This is a genomic window from Microbulbifer halophilus, assembly GCF_026183675.1.
Classification (GTDB): Bacteria; Pseudomonadota; Gammaproteobacteria; order Pseudomonadales; family Cellvibrionaceae; genus Microbulbifer; species Microbulbifer halophilus.
The window spans coordinates 51,013-65,976 of sequence record NZ_JAPIVK010000016.1 but is presented as its reverse complement, the minus strand read 5'-3'; the positions used below and the strand labels follow the sequence as shown (position 1 = coordinate 65,976).

At 65.2% G+C, this 14,964-nt stretch carries 15 protein-coding genes; 8 read left to right on the top strand and 7 right to left on the bottom strand.

Annotation, left to right across the window (positions count from 1 at the left end; genetic code table 11):
- Positions 1-8 precede the first annotated feature (8 nt).
- The 3 genes from OQE62_RS10275 to OQE62_RS10265 all read right to left on the bottom strand — a co-directional run bounded on the left by OQE62_RS10275 (position 9) and on the right by OQE62_RS10265 (position 2,677).
- Positions 9-1,061 carry a S1C family serine protease gene (locus OQE62_RS10275; RefSeq protein WP_265721942.1) on the bottom strand — a complete coding sequence of 351 codons (1,053 nt, stop codon included), beginning with the start codon at positions 1,059-1,061 and terminating at the stop codon, positions 9-11.
- A 162-nt stretch (positions 1,062-1,223) separates the two neighbouring features.
- Positions 1,224-2,108 (bottom strand): protease HtpX, encoded by an 885-nt coding sequence (htpX, locus tag OQE62_RS10270; RefSeq protein ID WP_265721941.1) that lies wholly within the window; start codon positions 2,106-2,108, stop codon positions 1,224-1,226.
- A gap of 284 nt (positions 2,109-2,392) precedes the next feature.
- Positions 2,393-2,677, bottom strand: a complete 285-nt coding sequence (locus OQE62_RS10265) for a TfoX/Sxy family protein (protein WP_265721940.1) — start codon at positions 2,675-2,677, stop codon at positions 2,393-2,395.
- A gap of 310 nt (positions 2,678-2,987) precedes the next feature.
- Between OQE62_RS10265 and OQE62_RS10260 the strand changes: the two genes are divergently transcribed.
- The 3 genes from OQE62_RS10260 to OQE62_RS10250 all read left to right on the top strand — a co-directional run bounded on the left by OQE62_RS10260 (position 2,988) and on the right by OQE62_RS10250 (position 5,368).
- Positions 2,988-3,701 carry a M15 family metallopeptidase gene (locus OQE62_RS10260; RefSeq protein WP_265721939.1) on the top strand — a complete coding sequence of 238 codons (714 nt, stop codon included), beginning with the start codon at positions 2,988-2,990 and terminating at the stop codon, positions 3,699-3,701.
- 188 nt (positions 3,702-3,889) lie between these two features.
- Positions 3,890-4,660 (top strand): serine O-acetyltransferase, encoded by a 771-nt coding sequence (gene cysE / locus OQE62_RS10255; RefSeq protein WP_265721938.1) that lies wholly within the window; start codon positions 3,890-3,892, stop codon positions 4,658-4,660.
- A 195-nt stretch (positions 4,661-4,855) separates the two neighbouring features.
- Positions 4,856-5,368 (top strand): hypothetical protein, encoded by a 513-nt coding sequence (locus OQE62_RS10250; RefSeq protein ID WP_265721937.1) that lies wholly within the window; start codon positions 4,856-4,858, stop codon positions 5,366-5,368.
- A 270-nt stretch (positions 5,369-5,638) separates the two neighbouring features.
- Here OQE62_RS10250 and OQE62_RS10245 read toward each other — a convergent pair whose 3' ends face one another.
- Positions 5,639-8,548 carry a TonB-dependent receptor gene (locus tag OQE62_RS10245; RefSeq protein ID WP_265721936.1) on the bottom strand — a complete coding sequence of 970 codons (2,910 nt, stop codon included), beginning with the start codon at positions 8,546-8,548 and terminating at the stop codon, positions 5,639-5,641.
- A gap of 367 nt (positions 8,549-8,915) precedes the next feature.
- Here OQE62_RS10245 and OQE62_RS10240 point away from each other — a divergent pair, with 367 nt between their 5' ends.
- The 5 genes from OQE62_RS10240 (at position 8,916) to OQE62_RS10220 (ending at position 13,268) form a co-directional block, all read left to right on the top strand.
- Complete coding sequence (locus OQE62_RS10240) at positions 8,916-9,485, top strand: RNA polymerase sigma factor (RefSeq protein WP_265721935.1); 570 nt, start codon at positions 8,916-8,918, stop codon at positions 9,483-9,485.
- Positions 9,482-10,465, top strand: a complete 984-nt coding sequence (locus tag OQE62_RS10235) for a FecR family protein (RefSeq protein WP_265721934.1) — start codon at positions 9,482-9,484, stop codon at positions 10,463-10,465. Before OQE62_RS10240 ends, OQE62_RS10235 begins: the two co-directional genes overlap by 4 nt.
- 184 nt (positions 10,466-10,649) lie before the next feature.
- On the top strand, positions 10,650-11,420 hold the full coding sequence (locus OQE62_RS10230; RefSeq protein WP_265721933.1) for an SDR family oxidoreductase: 771 nt from the start codon (positions 10,650-10,652) through the stop codon (positions 11,418-11,420).
- Between the two features lie 25 nt (positions 11,421-11,445).
- The gene (gene ada, locus OQE62_RS10225; protein WP_265721932.1) at positions 11,446-12,525 is read left to right on the top strand and encodes a bifunctional DNA-binding transcriptional regulator/O6-methylguanine-DNA methyltransferase Ada; all 1,080 of its coding nucleotides are present in this window, start codon (positions 11,446-11,448) and stop codon (positions 12,523-12,525) included.
- Positions 12,522-13,268 carry a 2OG-Fe(II) oxygenase gene (locus OQE62_RS10220; protein WP_265721931.1) on the top strand — a complete coding sequence of 249 codons (747 nt, stop codon included), beginning with the start codon at positions 12,522-12,524 and terminating at the stop codon, positions 13,266-13,268. The genes ada and OQE62_RS10220 overlap by 4 nt, the downstream gene beginning before the upstream one ends.
- A gap of 65 nt (positions 13,269-13,333) precedes the next feature.
- On the opposite strand, the gene OQE62_RS10215 is transcribed toward OQE62_RS10220, so the two are convergent.
- From OQE62_RS10215 to OQE62_RS10205, 3 genes are read right to left on the bottom strand one after another with little or no spacing between them, the layout of a single operon-like run.
- The gene (locus tag OQE62_RS10215; protein WP_265721930.1) at positions 13,334-13,756 is read right to left on the bottom strand and encodes a GNAT family N-acetyltransferase; all 423 of its coding nucleotides are present in this window, start codon (positions 13,754-13,756) and stop codon (positions 13,334-13,336) included.
- Between the two features lie 17 nt (positions 13,757-13,773).
- On the bottom strand, positions 13,774-14,325 hold the full coding sequence (locus OQE62_RS10210) for a DinB family protein (protein ID WP_265721929.1): 552 nt from the start codon (positions 14,323-14,325) through the stop codon (positions 13,774-13,776).
- A gap of 24 nt (positions 14,326-14,349) precedes the next feature.
- The gene (locus tag OQE62_RS10205; protein ID WP_265721928.1) at positions 14,350-14,958 is read right to left on the bottom strand and encodes a DNA-3-methyladenine glycosylase I; all 609 of its coding nucleotides are present in this window, start codon (positions 14,956-14,958) and stop codon (positions 14,350-14,352) included.
- Positions 14,959-14,964: the final 6 nt, after the last annotated feature.

The window sequence follows — 14,964 nt, the reverse complement described above, 5'->3', positions numbered from 1 at the left end:
GGGGCCGTTTATTCGGGAGCGGCGAGTGTAATGGATGTGCGCCTTTTTTGCCCGTCGCGCAGGTAGCTGAGACTGATCTCGTCGCCGGCGCGGTGGTTCTCCAGCACATTGAGCAGGTCGTCGTAATCGCGCACCGGCTGCCGGTCCACGGCGACGATGATGTCGCCCAGTTGCCAGCCGCTGCGGCCGCGGTAGACGCCGCGCAGTCCGGCCCGCTCGGCGGGCATGCCCGGTGCGGTGCGCAGCACCGCCACGCCGTCGAAGCCGTAGTGGCGAGCCCACTGGTCCGGCGCCGATTCGATGCCGATCACCGGGCGCACCAGGCGGCCGTGGGCGATCAGTTCCGGCACTATCTTCTTCACCGTATCCACCGGGATGGCGAAGCCGATACCGACACTGGTGCCGCTGGGGCTGTAGATGGCGGTGTTGACGCCGATCAGCCGGCCGCGGCTGTCCAGCAAGGGGCCGCCGGAATTGCCCGGGTTGATGGCCGCGTCGGTCTGGATCACGTTGCGGATGGTGCGGTTGTTGGCCGCCTTTATCTCGCGACCCAGGGCGCTGACCACGCCGGTGGTCAGGGTGGTGTCGAGGCCGAAGGGGTTGCCGATGGCGAGCACCTTGCGGCCCACGGCGAGGTTGTCGGAAGTGCCTGCCTCCAGCGATTTCAGCCGCTCGCGGGGGGCGTCGATCTGCAGCACGGCCAGGTCTTTCTCGGGCGCCGAGCCCACCAGTTCCGCGGGCCATTCGCTGCGGTCCTGCAGGGTGATGGTGACCTCGCTGGCGCCCTCGATCACGTGGTAGTTGGTGACCACGTGGCCGCGATCGTCCCAGATAAAGCCACTGCCGGCGCCCTTGGGCACCGTGTGCAGGCGCAGGCTCCAGCGGTCGCGTACCACGGTTTCGTTGGTCACGTAGACGACCGACGGGCTGGCGAAGTTGAACACCTGCATGGTGTTCTGCTCGTCGTCGGTGGAGAACTCGGGCAGTGGGGATTCGGCGGTGGCCAGCGCGGCCAGCAACAGCAGCGGCGCGGCCAGCAGCAGTGTCTTCAGTCTCTTCATGGTTGCGGTCGGATTATGAATTGGCGTTGAAATTGGCCAAATATTAACCCGATATGGAGGTGGGGTTAATACCCAAGTTTCGGGGGGTGAGGCGGCACAAGCCGGGGCGCACCCCGCCCCGGCTCCCGGAACTGAAGCCCGAAACACGAGTGAGCAGCGGTTTCAGCGCTGCCGCCCCTGCAGCGCCAGAATCCGGTCCTCCAGCGGCGGGTGGCTGGCCAGCAGCGCGCCCATGTTGCCGTAGATACCGAAGGCCTTCATGTTGCTCGGCAGCGGCTGCTCGCGGCCGGCCTCGGATTCGGCCTTGATGCGCTGCAGGGCACCGATCATCGACTCGCGGCTGGCGAGCGTGGCGCCGGCGTGGTCGGCCCGGTACTCGCGCCGGCGGCTGAACCAGGCCACCACCATCATGGCGAAGACACCGAAAACCATGTCCATGATGATGGAGGTCACGAAGTAGCCGATGCCCAGGCCCTGTTCGTTGCGCAGCACGACGCGGTCGACGAAGAAGCCCACCAGCCGTGCAAAGAACATCACGAAGGTGTTCACCACCCCCTGGATCAGTGCCAGGGTCACCATATCGCCGTTGGCCACGTGGCCGATCTCGTGGCCGATCACCGCGCGCGCCTCGTCGCGGTTGAAGCGTTCCAGCAGGCCGGCGCTCACGGCCACCAGGGCGCTGTTGCGGTTCCAGCCGGTGGCGAAGGCGTTGGCCTGGGGCATGGGGAAAATGCCCACATCGGGCATGCCGATACCGGCCTTCTGCGACAGGTCCCGCACCGTGTCCAGCAGCCACTGTTCGTCCGCGGTCTGCGGCTTCTCGATGAGCTGGGTGCGGGTGCTCATGCGGGCGATGGTCTTTGACAGCAGCAGTGAGATCAGCGCGCCACCGAAACCGAAAATGGCGCACAGCAGCAAGAGGCCGGAGAGATTCAGGTCGACGCCGTTGGCGGCCAGAATGCCCTGAATACCCAGCAGGTTGAAGATGACACCGGCCAGGACCATCACGGCCAGGTTGGTCATCAGAAACAGACCAATACGCAACATCGGTGCTCTCCATCCAATGCAATTATGGAAAGTGTAGATAGTGGCGCCGGCTCTGCTTTCAAGAGTGCCGGGGCACTAGTGTGCCGTGCGGGAAGTTCGCGAACAAAGGAGCACAGCCAAAGCGCTCAGATCAAGGCGAGAAAGCGCTGGAATAGCAGCGTTATTTCAAGCTTTCTCAACGCAGAGCTGGGCGCTTTGGCGCAGCGAACTGTTTGCGAACTTCCCGTACGGCTCACTAGGGGGAGGGATTGTGCGGAAGTGAAGAACGCCTTTGCGGTGACCCGCTATTCTGCATTCTGGGATGCCAGCAGGCGGTCGGCCTCGCTGGCGAGGCGGCGCTTGAGGTCCGGGTCCAGTTCGTTCCAGTGCACGTCCAGCAGGGCGCCCTGGAGGGCGTAGAGCAGCACCCGGGAGGCGTTGATACCGCGGCCGCGGATATTGATAAAGGCTTCCACCGGGCCCACGCGGCGCAGGTCATCGCAGGAGCGGATACCGATGGAGTGAAGGATGTTGACGGAGGCGAGGCCCAGGTTTTTCAGCTTTAACAGCTCTGATTGACTCGGGTGCATGGATTGTCCCTAACTGGTTGTACTTCCGTGTGCCGGTGGCCAGATCCCGCGGCCGATCCATTGAACATAGCATAAAATGATAATGGGCCAAACGCTCATTAACATTGGTGCTAAAAAGTGGGAGGGGCGCCGCTTTTTCGCCAGATCTGTCAGTAAGATCGGCATCTGGTAGAGTTGTTATCCACTTTAGTTCCATCTGCCCGGTTTGTCCGTTGGCTTTATTGAAACTCGGGTTTCGGTGGACAGTTTCTTGAGCTGGCAGATGCCTCTAACTCCGAAACCGGAGACAGAGATTGAAAGAGGTCCCACGATGTTGAGTGCGCCGCTGAAACGTATGTTGCTGGGGCTCGGCGATGAGCATGTCATCCTCGAGCCGCGCTCCGAACAGTTGCTGCACCCGGAAGCACTGGTGGCTTTCCAGCGACTGGCCGCCGATGCCCGCGAGGCGGGGTTCGATCCGCTGGTGGTTTCCGGCTTCCGCAGTTTCGAGCGCCAGCGCACCATCTGGAATCGCAAGGCCGGCGGTCGGCGGCCGGTGCTCGACAGCGACGGCGCAGAGCTCGACCTGGCGCAACTGTCGCCGCAGCAGATCGCATTCGCCATACTGCGCTGGTCGGCGCTGCCGGGCGGATCGCGCCACCACTGGGGCACCGATTTCGATCTGGTCGACGCCGCCGCCGTGCTGGCGGACTACCGGCCGCAGTTGACGCCGCAGGAAGTCGCCGATGACGGCATCTTCGGGCCTTTCCACTGCTGGCTGGACGAGCGCATTGCCGCCGGCGAAAGCCACGGCCTGTTCCGCCCCTACGCCGAGGACCGCGGCGGTGTGGCCCCGGAGCGTTGGCACCTGAGCTATGCGCCGCGTTCCTTCGAGCTGCAGCAGTTGCTCACACCGGAGTTACTCCGTGAACAGCTGCAGAGCTGTGAACTGGAATTGTGCGACACTGTGTGCGAACAGATCGACACCATTTATACGCGTTTTGTCGCGGTCCCGGAGCACTGTTACCCGGGCTTTGACAAATAGCTCCCCTCTCCCGCCGGGACAAATTTGAGGGGATCAAATTTGGACGCCGCAGGCGCCCGCAGGGTGGGCGCCATGGACGGCGCACATCAATGGGGCCGGGGGAGAGGGGAGCTTCCGTTCCCCCGGAGTGCGAACAAGAGGACCCTGCTATCAACGGCAATATCGAACAACGAAATATCTGGAGCGCAATGCGCGCCGAGGCCACCGAAGCCGCCGCCGGCGAGCCGGTGCTGGCGAGTTATTTTCACAACACGGTGCTGCGCCACAAATCCCTCGACGACGCGCTCGCCTACCAACTGGCGTCGGTACTGGATCACACCGCGCTGACGGGCACGGCGCTGCAGGAGGTGGTCGCCAGCGCGCTGCGGGACGATGCCGAAATCGGTCGCTGTATGCGCGCCGATATCTGCGCCTGGTACGATCGCGATCCCGCCTGTGACCAGTACCTGATCCCTTTCCTCTATTTCAAGGGCTTCCACGCGCTGCAGTCCCACCGTATCGCCCACTGGCTGTGGCAGCGCGGGCGGCACACGCTGGCGCTGTATTTCCAGAGCCGGGTGTCGGAGCAGTTCGCCGTGGATATTCACCCAGCGGCCCGCTTTGGTTGCGGTATCATGATCGACCACGCCACTGGTCTGGTGGTGGGGGAGACCAGCGTGGTGGAGGACGATGTCTCCATGCTGCACTCGGTGACGCTCGGCGGCAGCGGCAGTGGCGGCGGCGACCGCCACCCGAAGATCGGCCGCGGCGTGATGATCGGCGCGGGGGCAAAAATCCTCGGCCCGGTGAAAGTCGGCGCGGGCGTCAAGGTGGCGGCCGGCAGCCTGGTGCTGCGGGATGTGCCCGAGCACGCCACGGTGGCCGGTGTGCCGGCGCGCCTCGTCGGCGGTCGCAGCGCGGCGGTGCCCGCCTACACCATGGACCAGTCGCTGGATGCGGACGAACAAGCGGACAAATAAGTACTCAAGTTTCGGAGTTGGAAATGCTTTTCGATGCCACAAACCGGGGCGGGGAGCGCCTTTCTGGGACACGCCGTCTATACGTCCCTGTAGGCTTGTCCGCGAGGTCCCTCTCGCAGACAGTCCCAGAAAGGCGCTCCCCGCCCCGGCTGCCAAAACTAAACCCCGAAACTTGAGATAAGAAGAGGCAATGCCATGTCGCAACCCACTTACAGTGTGATTTTCCGCGGGGACCTGGTTCCCGGATTTACCGCCGCCGACGTCAAGGCCAACCTGGCGCGGCTGTTCAAGGCCGGCCCGGAGACGGTGGAAAAGCTGTTCAGCGGCCGGCCGCTGGCGATCAAGAAGGGCCTGCCCGAAGCCAGGGCAGAGCAGTTGCAGGCCACGCTGGCCAAACTCGGTGCCCAGGCGGCACTGAAAGCGGAGGGCGAGGCGGCGGCACCTCCGTCCCCGGCCGCCGCAGAGCCGGAACCCGCAGCGGCGGAAGCGCCCGCGGCGCAACCCGCTTCGCCCAGTGGCGGCGACTGGGGCCTGGCGCCGATGGAGGGCAACCTGGTCCGGGAGCACGAGCGGGAGAAAAAAGACGCGGTGCAGGTGTCCGTCGACCACCTGAGCCTGAGGCCGGCCCAGGGCAACCTGGTCGAGGACGGCGAGCATCGGCGCAAGCAGCCGGTGGCGGTGGATATCCCGGACTGGCAGATCAATTAAACCGGTTGTAGCTGTGCAGTGCCGGTTCCCGAAGCCGGGGGACCACTTACGCCCCCTCTCTAACCCTCTCCCGGCGGGAGAGGGGACTGGCATGGGCTCGAGAGGGCTCGGCGGGCTGATTTACCCCGAGAGGTTCCGCCATAGCTCCCCTCTCCCATCGGGAGAGGGGCCGGGGGAGAGGGCTGCGAAGAGGCCCGGTGGATTCTTCAGCCCCGACGTTGGGCTTCCCTACGCTCCCCCTAACCCACACCCACCATCCCGGCGCGGGCATCAATACTCCAACCGCAACCCCAGCCGGAACCGCCGCCCGTTTTCGTAAAACCCCTGCGGAATCCCGCTGGCGCTGCGGATATGAATGACTTCATCGGTCAGGTTGACCGCCTCCGCCGTCAGGCGCGTGTAGTCGTTGAGTGCCCACTGCAGGCTGGTATCCCACTGGCGGTAGGCGGCGGTCTCGCTCTGGGAACCGGCGACGATCTCACCGTAGGAGCGCGAACGGTAGTTGTAGGACAGGCGGCCGCTGAAATGGTGGTTCTCGAAATAGACGCTGGCGTTGAACTGGCTGCGGGAGTTGCCCGGCAGCTCCATTGAACGGGTGCCGTCAGGGGAGGGCACGGCGGCGTCGGTATAGGTGTAGTTGCTCAGCAGGCCGAAGCCGTTGGCGAAATCCTGCTGCCACTGTAGTTCCAGCCCGCGAATAGTCGCACCGGGGCCGTTCCGTGGCCGGGTGATATACAGCGCTTGCCCGTCCACCTGTTCTTTCGCCACGTGGGGGTAGACGAAGGTGGAGATGTCCTTGAAGAAAACCGTGGCGGCGAGTATTGAGGCGTCGGCGAAATACCACTCCAGGCTCAGGTCCAGTTGGTCCGCCCGGTAGGGATCCAGGCCGGGATTGCCGGCGGCGCCCGAGCCGCTGGTGGGATCGATGATGATGCCCGGGCTCAGGTCCTGGTAGTTGGGCCGCGCCATTACCTGCGCCAGGGCAGCGCGCAGGGAAAGATCCGGCGCGGCGCGGTAGTGAATATTCACACTGGGCAGGGTGTCGCGGTAGCGGTTGCGCACCGTCTGCAGGCGGTCGTCGCGGTAGGCGCTGGTCCGCTGGCGGGTTGTCACCGAGCGCAGGCCCAGGTTGCCGGACCAGGGGCCGCGCTCGAAATCGAGCCGCAGGTATTCCGCCAGGCTGCGCTCGCGAATACGGAAATGCGCGTTGCGATCCTCCCGGTAGCGCATGACGCCGCTGTCGTACAGTGGCTGTATCACCGATTGCAGCAGTGCCGGGTCGGTGATGGCGTAGCGGGTCAGCGTCGCCTCGTTGGCGGCCCGCTGGCTGAGTTCGGGGCCCGGGCCGCTGCTGACCCGGTCCAGGCCGATTTGCCGCAGGCTCTCCCAGTCCGGATGCGTGGTATCGATACTGCCCACGGTCAGGTTGTTTTCCACCCGGTGGTCGCGGTACTTGAGGCCGAACTTCACCGCACTCAGCCAGCCGCCTTCCAGGTCCCAGCCGAAATCGAACTGGCCGTAGTCTTCCCGGTTTTCCATCGCGCGGATCCAGTCGCGGGATACCGGTGCAAAGCGGTCCAGGTCGGCGGCGTCGAGCGGATCCAGGTCCAGGTACTCTGTCTCCAGCGCATCGCGATCCAGCCGGAAACGGACCCGGCTGTCGCCGGTAAAGCGGTAGAGGCGATCGCGGTCGGTACCGCCGCGGGCCCCGGTGGTGCCCAGTTGCAGGTGGCCGTTCCAGCCGTCGCCGCGGTAGCGGATATCCAGGTCGCCGACCGAAGTATCGATATAGGCCTTGCGCTGGATGCTGTCGAGCAGTGCGCCGGTGGAGTCGGCGTTGGTGAGGGTGCCGCCCGCCAGCACCGGCCTGCCGTCGTCGGCGACGATATAGCGCGGTTGCTCCACCGCCGCCGGCGGATCCTCGCGCAGTTTGTAGCCGCCGGGGGAAAAGAGGAAATTGTGGTTGCTGTTGTCGATATCCAGTTCCGAGCGCACCAGGTTCAGGGTGCTGTCCCAGCGGTCGTCCGGCGCCCACTGCAGTGTCAGGTTGGCGGTGGTGTGGGCACGTTCCTGTTGCAGCAAGGCGCTGCCACCGCCCCAGATGGCGTAGACACTGTCGCGGCGGTTGCCGCGGGTATCGGTGACCCGGTAGAGGGTATTGTCGGCAAAGGTTTCCAGGCCGTCGCGGCGGCTGCGCCGTTCCTGCCAGTTGACCGACGCCAGCAGGCCGAAACTCTCCCCGGCATTTTTCCAGCTGCCCAGCAGCGATGCCTGCGGGTCGAGGGCCTGTGCCAGCTCGCTGTACTGCTGCTCGATGGAAATGTGGGTTTCCAGGGGGGCCATATTCAGCGGTCGGCGGGTGCGCACTATCACGGTGCCGCCGATACTGCCCTCGTCCAGGTCCGCGCTGGGCGTCTTGTGCACTTCCAGCGACTGCACCAGTTGCGAGGCCAGGGTCGAGTAGTTGAAGCCGCGACTGAGGTTGTCGTTGGCCCACCAGTAGGCCGAGGCCACATGCTGGCCGTTCAGCAGGGTGCGGTTGATATCCTTGTCGGTACCGCGGATATTCACGTCGCGGCCCTCGCCCCAGAGGCGGTCCACGGACACGCCGGCGATGCGCTGCAGCGAGTCGGCGACATTCCTGTCCGGGAACTTGCCGATATCCTCCGACGTGATAACGTCGACCAGGTTGCTTGCGCGCCGCTTGATCGCCAGGTTTTGCTCCAGTGTGCCGCGCACGCCGGTCACATAGGTTTCCTCCAGTGGGCGTTGGGGTCGGGACGCGGGCTGCCGCGATTCCCCGGCGGTGTCGCCGGGCCTGTCGCGTATGACCAGGGTCCTGCCGGCGCCGAAACGGAAGTCGAGGCGGCCGGCGCCGAGCAGCCGCCGCAGGGCCTCGGCCGGCGCCAGCCTGCCGCGCACCGGGGTACTATCGCCGGGCGGCAATATATCGGTGCGATAGAAAATCTGCAGGTCCGCCTGTTCGGCGAACTGTCGCAGGGCGCGGTCGAGTGGCCGCGCGTCGATATCGAATGCGACCGGCGCCTGTGCGAACGCCGGCGGCTTCCGGTCCGCAGACGCAAGGGCGCCGTCCGCGTCGGCGAGCAACAGTGCGAGCAGGGTACCGCACGCGACTGCGCGGCGGATCGCCCCGGGGGCTGGAGTGGGGGTTTCGGTCATTATTATCGTTCGAATGAAGTGCCCCGGGCTGCGGGCGCATCGGAACAGAAAATACTCGATAGCAGTGCGGGCCGGCAAGCGAATGGCGCCGGCCGGGCGCGAATAACTCAAGTTTCGGGGTTCAGTTCAGGGAGCTGGAGCGGGGTGCGCCTTTCTGGGACCGTCTGCGAGAGGGACCTCGCAGACAAGCCTACAGGGATGTATACACGGCGTGTCCCAGAAAGGCGTACCCCGCTCCAGCTTGTGCTCCCCCCAGGCACCACGAACTCCGAAACTTGAGATAAAAATAATCGGGGGAAACTGTCGGGAAAATGTTGTCGCTGTCGTTTACGCGGTTTACGGGAGAGCATTTTCCGACAGAAGGCCAATGGCAATATCCAAAGCAAACCTGCGCCTGGTAAGCAATAACCCGGATCCTGCGGATACCGGCGATCGGGCCTGTGTAGAGGCACTGTACAGCGCCCACCGCAGCGCCCTGTGCCGTTATATCGCGCGTATGCTGCCGGGTGGCCGCCAGGATGTGGAAGTGATCCTGCATGAAACCTATATCAGGCTGCTGCGCCAGGACAGCCTGCAGCACCTGCGGCAGAATCCGCGGGCCTATATCTACACCGTTGCCACCAACCTGGTCCGCGACAGCCTGCGCCGCCAGTCGCGCCGCTGTAGCGAACAGCACCACAGCTACGATGACAGCGAACACGAGAGCCGCGAGATCACGCCCCAAGGGGCCGCCGAGTGGCAGCAGAGTCTGGGTCGGCTGAAACAGTCCCTGCGCGGGTTGAAACCGGTGGTGCGCCGGGTGTTCCTGTTGAGCCGCTTCGAGCAGATGACCTACCCGGAAATTGCGGAGGCGCTGTCGATCAGCACGCGCAGCGTCGAGCGGCATATGCGCAAAGCGATTGAGCACTTGCAGAGAGAATTGAGCGATATTCTATGAAGCGCGTCGAGCGAGTGACGGACGAATCGATCGAGCGGGCGGCCGCGGACTGGCTGGCCCGCGAGGAGGGCGGCGCGCTGGGCCCGGCGGAGCGGCGCAGGCTCGATCACTGGCTGCGTCGGGACGAGCGCCACCGGCTCGCCTACGCCAACTGCCGGCAACTGTGCCTGATGACCGATTTTCTCGCCGGCGACGAAGAACTGCAGGCGGAGATCGCCGGTGCACGCCGGCCGGCCCGGCAGCGCGCCTTCGGCTGGAAGACGCTGCTGCAGCTGGCCGCGGTGATGCTGCTGGCGCTGGGTGCCGTGTGGCTGCAGCAGTATTTTGCCGTGGACTACTACCAGACGCAGATCGGCGAACAGCGGGTGGTGCACCTGCGGGACGGCTCCACCCTGATGCTGAATACCGACAGCCGCGTGGGGGTGCGCTATACCCGCGGGCAGCGCTCACTGTTCCTGGAGCGGGGCGAGGCTTTCTTTATGGTGGCCGGCAATCCCCAGCGCCCGTTTGTGGTGGATGTGCAGGGCAGTGAGGTGCGCGCCCTGGGCACCGCCTTCAATGTGGCCCTGCGGGCCGGCGACGCGCGTGTGGCGGTGACCCAGGGCGTGGTGGAAGTGCGGGCGGCCGGCGCCGGGCAGCGCCGTCTCGCCCGGATGCTGCCGGGAGAAGGGTTTCATTACAGCCCGGAGCAGCCGCGGCAGAACAGCGGCGTGGGGAAAGTGAACCTGGAAAAAGTCACCGCCTGGCAGACCGACAGGATTTATTTCGACAACGACCGCCTCGAGGATGCGGTGGCCGAATACAATCGCTATACCACTCGCAAGATGGTGCTGGTGGGTGACCAGCTGGCCGGGAAACGGATCAGTGGCGTATTCAATATCGGCGACGCCGACGCGCTGGCGTTTGCCCTGAAAGAGAGCTTCGGGGCGCGGATCAACAAAAGCGATCAGCGGATCCTGGTATTGCCGGGCCGGGATTGATGCCGGCTCCGCGGGAGCCTGTTCCCACTGGAGCGAGAGAATGGGCAGATATTCTCCGGGGTCGCGGGGACGCTCGTCGCGGCCATCGGAGAGTCGAATTTGACAGCAGGAACCGGATAGCGGATTTTCCCCACCGGAGGCAGATTAGATCCAACCCCATACGAAGTGAAGCAAGGAGTTGGAGATGAAATCGCTTTCCGGAAAAATTGCCATTGTCACCGGTGCCAGTTCCGGTATCGGCCGTGCCACGGCGAAGCTCTTCGCCGAAAAGGGGGCCCGGCTCGTGGTGGCCGCCCGCGGCCGATCCGCGCTGGATGGCCTGGTGGAGGAGATTGCGGCTGGCGGCGCCGAGGCCGTGGCGCTGGCCGGGGACGTGGCCGACGAGGCGTTTGCGCGGCGGCTGGTGGAGACGGCCGTGGACCGCTTCGGCGGTCTCGATATCGCCTTCAACAACGCCGGCGCGCTCGGCGAGATGGCGCCCGTGCGGGATCTGTCTCCGGGCGGCTGGAACGAGACCCTCGCCACCAACCTCACGGGCGCCTTCCTCGGCGCCAAGTATCAGATCCCGGCCATGGTGGAGCGAGGCGGCGGCTCGCTGGTCTTTACCTCGTCGTTCGTGGGTTGTGGCGTCGGCCTGCCCAACGTGGCCGCCTACGCGGCGAGCAAGGCCGGTCTCCTGGGCCTCGTGCAGGTGCTGGCCGCCGAGCTCGGTGAGCAGGGGATTCGCGCCAACGCGATTCTGCCGGGCGGTACCGACACGCCGTTGAACATGGCAAACTTCCCGGGCGCCGGCCCGGAAGTGCGGGATTTCGTCAATGGCCTCCACGCCCTGAAGCGGATGGCGACCCCCGGGGAGATCGCCCGGTCGGTGCTGTATCTCGCCTCCGACGACTCGAGTTTTGTGACGGGCGAGGCCCATCGGGTCGATGGCGGCGCATCGGTCAGCCGGACCTGAGCATCAGATGGTGGAGAATGCACCCATGAAGGCACCATCGAACACCACCCGGCGCCCGGAGTCCGGCGCCGCCGATCCCCGCTGGGCGGCGGTGGTCGCGCGCGACCCGGAAGCCGACGGCCGTTTCTACTACGCGGTGATCACCACCGGTGTCTACTGCCGGCCCTCCTGCCCGACGCGACTCGCGCGCGCGGAGCATGTGCGCTTCCACCCTACGCGGGAAAGCGCGGAGCGGGCCGGTTTTCGCCCCTGCAAGCGCTGCCGGCCGGATGAGCCTTCGCTGGCGGAGAAGCGCGTGTCTGCGATCGCCGCGGCCTGCCGGACCATCGAGGCGTCGGAGACACCGCCCGGCGTCGACGCGCTCGCGCGGGAAGCCGGTATGAGCAGCTCCCATTTCCACCGCGTCTTCCGCGAGCTCATCGGCCTGACGCCGCGGCAGTACGCTGCCGCCCGCCGCGACCGCCGGCTGCGCGACGGGCTCCGCGGCGCGAGGCGGGTCACCGACGCCATATTCGATTCGGGCTTCAATACCCTCAGCCGCTTCTACGAGCGTGCCGACGAGGTGCTCGGCATGGCGCCGGACCGCTACCGCAAGGGCGGGGCGAGCGCGATCATCCGCTTCGCCGTGGGCGAGTGCTCCCTCGGCTCCATCCTCGTTGCGGAGAGCGAGCGCGGTGTCTGCGCCATTCTCCTGGGCGACGACCCCGACGCCCTGGCCCGCGAACTGCAGGACCAGTTTCCCAATGCCACGCTGGCCGGTGGCGACCGGGCCTTCGAAGCGCTGGTGGCGACGGTGGTGGGGTTTGTCGAGGCGCCCCGCACCGGCCTGGACCTGCCCCTGGACGTGCGCGGCACTGCTTTCCAGCAGCGGGTCTGGCGGGCCCTGCGGGAAATTCCCGCCGGCGAGACGGCGAGCTATGCCGAGATCGCGCAGCGCATCGGCGCCCCCAGGGCGGTGCGGGCCGTCGCCGGGGCCTGCGCCAACAACCCGCTTGCGGTGGCCATCCCCTGCCATCGCGTAGTGCGGAAGGACGCCGGCCTGTCCGGTTATCGCTGGGGCGTGGAGCGCAAGCGCGCCCTGCTGGAGCGGGAGGCGGGCCAATGAGCGAACCGATGGAGAGTGTGGTGACGACGGCCCCGCCGGACGTTGCCGAGCGCGTCGAGGCGGTGAACTGGGCGCGCGTGACCGCCGAGCTCGATGCCCGGGGCTGTGCGACCATCGAGAATCTGCTCACCGACGATGAGTGCCGGTCGATCGCTGGGCTCTACAGTGAGCGCAGCGCGTTTCGCAGCCGGGTGGTCATGTCCTCCCACGGTTTCGGCAGCGGCGAATACCAGTATTTCGACTACCCGCAGCCCGGCCTCGTGGCCGGGCTGCGCACGGCGATCTATCCGTACCTGGTGTCAATCGCGAACCGCTGGCACGAGTCAATGCGCTTCGACACGCGCTTTCCGGCAACCCACGCCGAATACCTCGAACGCTGTCACAACGCCGGTCAGCGACGCGCCACGCCGCTGTTGTTGAGCTATGGGCCGGGTGATTACAACTGCCTGCATCAGGATCTCTACGGCGACCATGTCTTTCCCCTCCAGCTCGCGGTACTGCTCTCGGAGCCGGGGCGCGATTTTGCCGGCGGCGAGTTCGTGATGACCGAGCAGCGCCCGCGCCGGCAATCGCGGGCGGAGGTGGTGCCCCTGAGGCGCGGCGACGCCGTTGTCTTTGCCGTGCGCCACCGGCCGGTGCGGGGCAAACGCGGTTGCTACCGCGTGAACCTGCGCCACGGCGTAAGCCGTGTGCGTTCGGGGCAGCGCAGGGCGCTGGGGGTCATCTTCCACGACGCGTCCTGATTGCGGCCCCCCGGCACTTTCTCGCGGGGCTGGCGGCGGGCGCTCCCGAGCTCCGCGGTCCCGGGTTAAAGCCGGCTGGTGGAAAAGTGGTGGCTGGCGATATCGAAGCCCTCGCGCAGGTAGAAGCGGTCGGCGGAAAAGCGCTGTACACCGGAATCCAGGTGTATCTGCTTGCAGCCGATTTCCCTGGCGTAGTCTTTCAACCAGTCGATCAGGAAACGGCCGGCGCCGGTGGAGCGGTGGCTTTCGTCGGTCACCAGATCGTCGATATAGAGGTGCCTTCCCCAGGCCAGCTTTTCACCGACCACGAATCCGGCAACGCAGAGTATTCCATTGTTATCGGAGACGTAGGCCAGTTGATAGCCGTTCTGTCGCTGCTTGTGGATCCGGGCCTTGATACTCGCCAGGTGGTACTGCGGACGGAGCTGCAAGAGCACCGTCGCGATTGCATCGAGGTCCTGTTCCGGAGTGAATAGCTGGGCCTGCATCTTCCTGCTCCCGAATATTATTGATGGTCGGGGTCTTCAGTGTCTGGTATCAATGCCAGCAGGTCGGTAACGCCAATATCCTTCCCCGCCTGCATAAGAAGCGTGGAAACCTGGCCCCGGTGGTGGGTCTGATGGTTGAAAAAGTGCAGTACCAGGTTCGAGAGCCGTTTGCTGCCGGATATGCCTTTGATGGTGCGGTAATTCAGAACCTGTGCAAAATCCGGCTCCGAGAGGCCGTCGATCCATTCGATAATCCTGTTGTCGAGCCACTGGCGATGCGCTCGCAACTCTTCGATATCGCTGTAGATGATCTGGTCCAGGCTCCGTGGCCCGGGCAGCGCCGCGATTTCCCGCAGGCTGTGGCGGCAGGCGGGAAGTGTGGCGAAGCGCTGCAGCCAGATGGTGTCGCCGACGGCGATATGGTTCAGGGTACCGAGGATGGAGCCAAAAAAAGCGCCCCGATCCTTCTGGATTTCCATCTCGCTCAGCCCGCAGGCAGATTCGTAGACCTTTTCATTGATCCACTGGTTGTATGATGCCAGCAGTTTGAAGTGTTGTTGCAGTTCCATGGCAGCAGCTACCCTCACTCTCTGTTATCGGGGACGTTTGAAGTTTCGGCGCCGGCGCTCGGCCTCGGCGCGGCTCACACATTCCTCGGCGTGGTCGTTGATCAGTCCCATCGCCTGCATGAAGGCGTAGACGGTGGTGGGGCCAACGAATTTCCAGCCGCGTTTCTTCAGGTCCTTGGACAGGGCGATGGATGCGGGGGAGGTGGAGGCCGTCTGCGGCGGCGCCAGTTCGTCCGCTTTGGGTTCGTAGCGCCAGACGTAGGCGGCCAGGGAGCCCTCCTGTTGCACCAGTTCCCGGGCGCGCCTGGCGTTGTTGATCACCGCCTCGATTTTGCCCCGGTGGCGGATGATACCCTTGTCCTGCAGTAGCCGCTCCACATCCTTTTCGGTAAATTTTGCCATCCTGTCGAAATCGAACTGTCGGAAGGCTTTGCGGAAGTTCTCCCGCTTCGCCAGGATGGTGCGCCAGCTGAGGCCGGACTGGAAACTCTCCAGGCACAGCTTTTCGAACAGGCGCCGGTCATCGTCGACGGGAAAGCCCCATTCGTTGTCGTGGTAGTCGAAGAAATCCGGGGTGACGGTGCACCAGCCGCAGCGGGGCCTGCCGTCCGGGCCGGGGATGGCATTGCTCATTGTTAC

Coding starts and splice junctions, on each gene's coding strand:
- OQE62_RS10275 (WP_265721942.1), bottom strand. CDS start 1,061: ATGAAGAGACTGAAGACACTGCTGCTGGCCGCGCCGCTGCTGTTGCTG.
- htpX (WP_265721941.1), bottom strand. CDS start 2,108: ATGTTGCGTATTGGTCTGTTTCTGATGACCAACCTGGCCGTGATGGTC.
- OQE62_RS10265 (WP_265721940.1), bottom strand. CDS start 2,677: ATGCACCCGAGTCAATCAGAGCTGTTAAAGCTGAAAAACCTGGGCCTC.
- OQE62_RS10260 (WP_265721939.1), top strand. CDS start 2,988: ATGTTGAGTGCGCCGCTGAAACGTATGTTGCTGGGGCTCGGCGATGAG.
- cysE (WP_265721938.1), top strand. CDS start 3,890: ATGCGCGCCGAGGCCACCGAAGCCGCCGCCGGCGAGCCGGTGCTGGCG.
- OQE62_RS10250 (WP_265721937.1), top strand. CDS start 4,856: ATGTCGCAACCCACTTACAGTGTGATTTTCCGCGGGGACCTGGTTCCC.
- OQE62_RS10245 (WP_265721936.1), bottom strand. CDS start 8,548: ATGACCGAAACCCCCACTCCAGCCCCCGGGGCGATCCGCCGCGCAGTC.
- OQE62_RS10240 (WP_265721935.1), top strand. CDS start 8,916: ATGGCAATATCCAAAGCAAACCTGCGCCTGGTAAGCAATAACCCGGAT.
- OQE62_RS10235 (WP_265721934.1), top strand. CDS start 9,482: ATGAAGCGCGTCGAGCGAGTGACGGACGAATCGATCGAGCGGGCGGCC.
- OQE62_RS10230 (WP_265721933.1), top strand. CDS start 10,650: ATGAAATCGCTTTCCGGAAAAATTGCCATTGTCACCGGTGCCAGTTCC.
- ada (WP_265721932.1), top strand. CDS start 11,446: ATGAAGGCACCATCGAACACCACCCGGCGCCCGGAGTCCGGCGCCGCC.
- OQE62_RS10220 (WP_265721931.1), top strand. CDS start 12,522: ATGAGCGAACCGATGGAGAGTGTGGTGACGACGGCCCCGCCGGACGTT.
- OQE62_RS10215 (WP_265721930.1), bottom strand. CDS start 13,756: ATGCAGGCCCAGCTATTCACTCCGGAACAGGACCTCGATGCAATCGCG.
- OQE62_RS10210 (WP_265721929.1), bottom strand. CDS start 14,325: ATGGAACTGCAACAACACTTCAAACTGCTGGCATCATACAACCAGTGG.
- OQE62_RS10205 (WP_265721928.1), bottom strand. CDS start 14,958: ATGAGCAATGCCATCCCCGGCCCGGACGGCAGGCCCCGCTGCGGCTGG.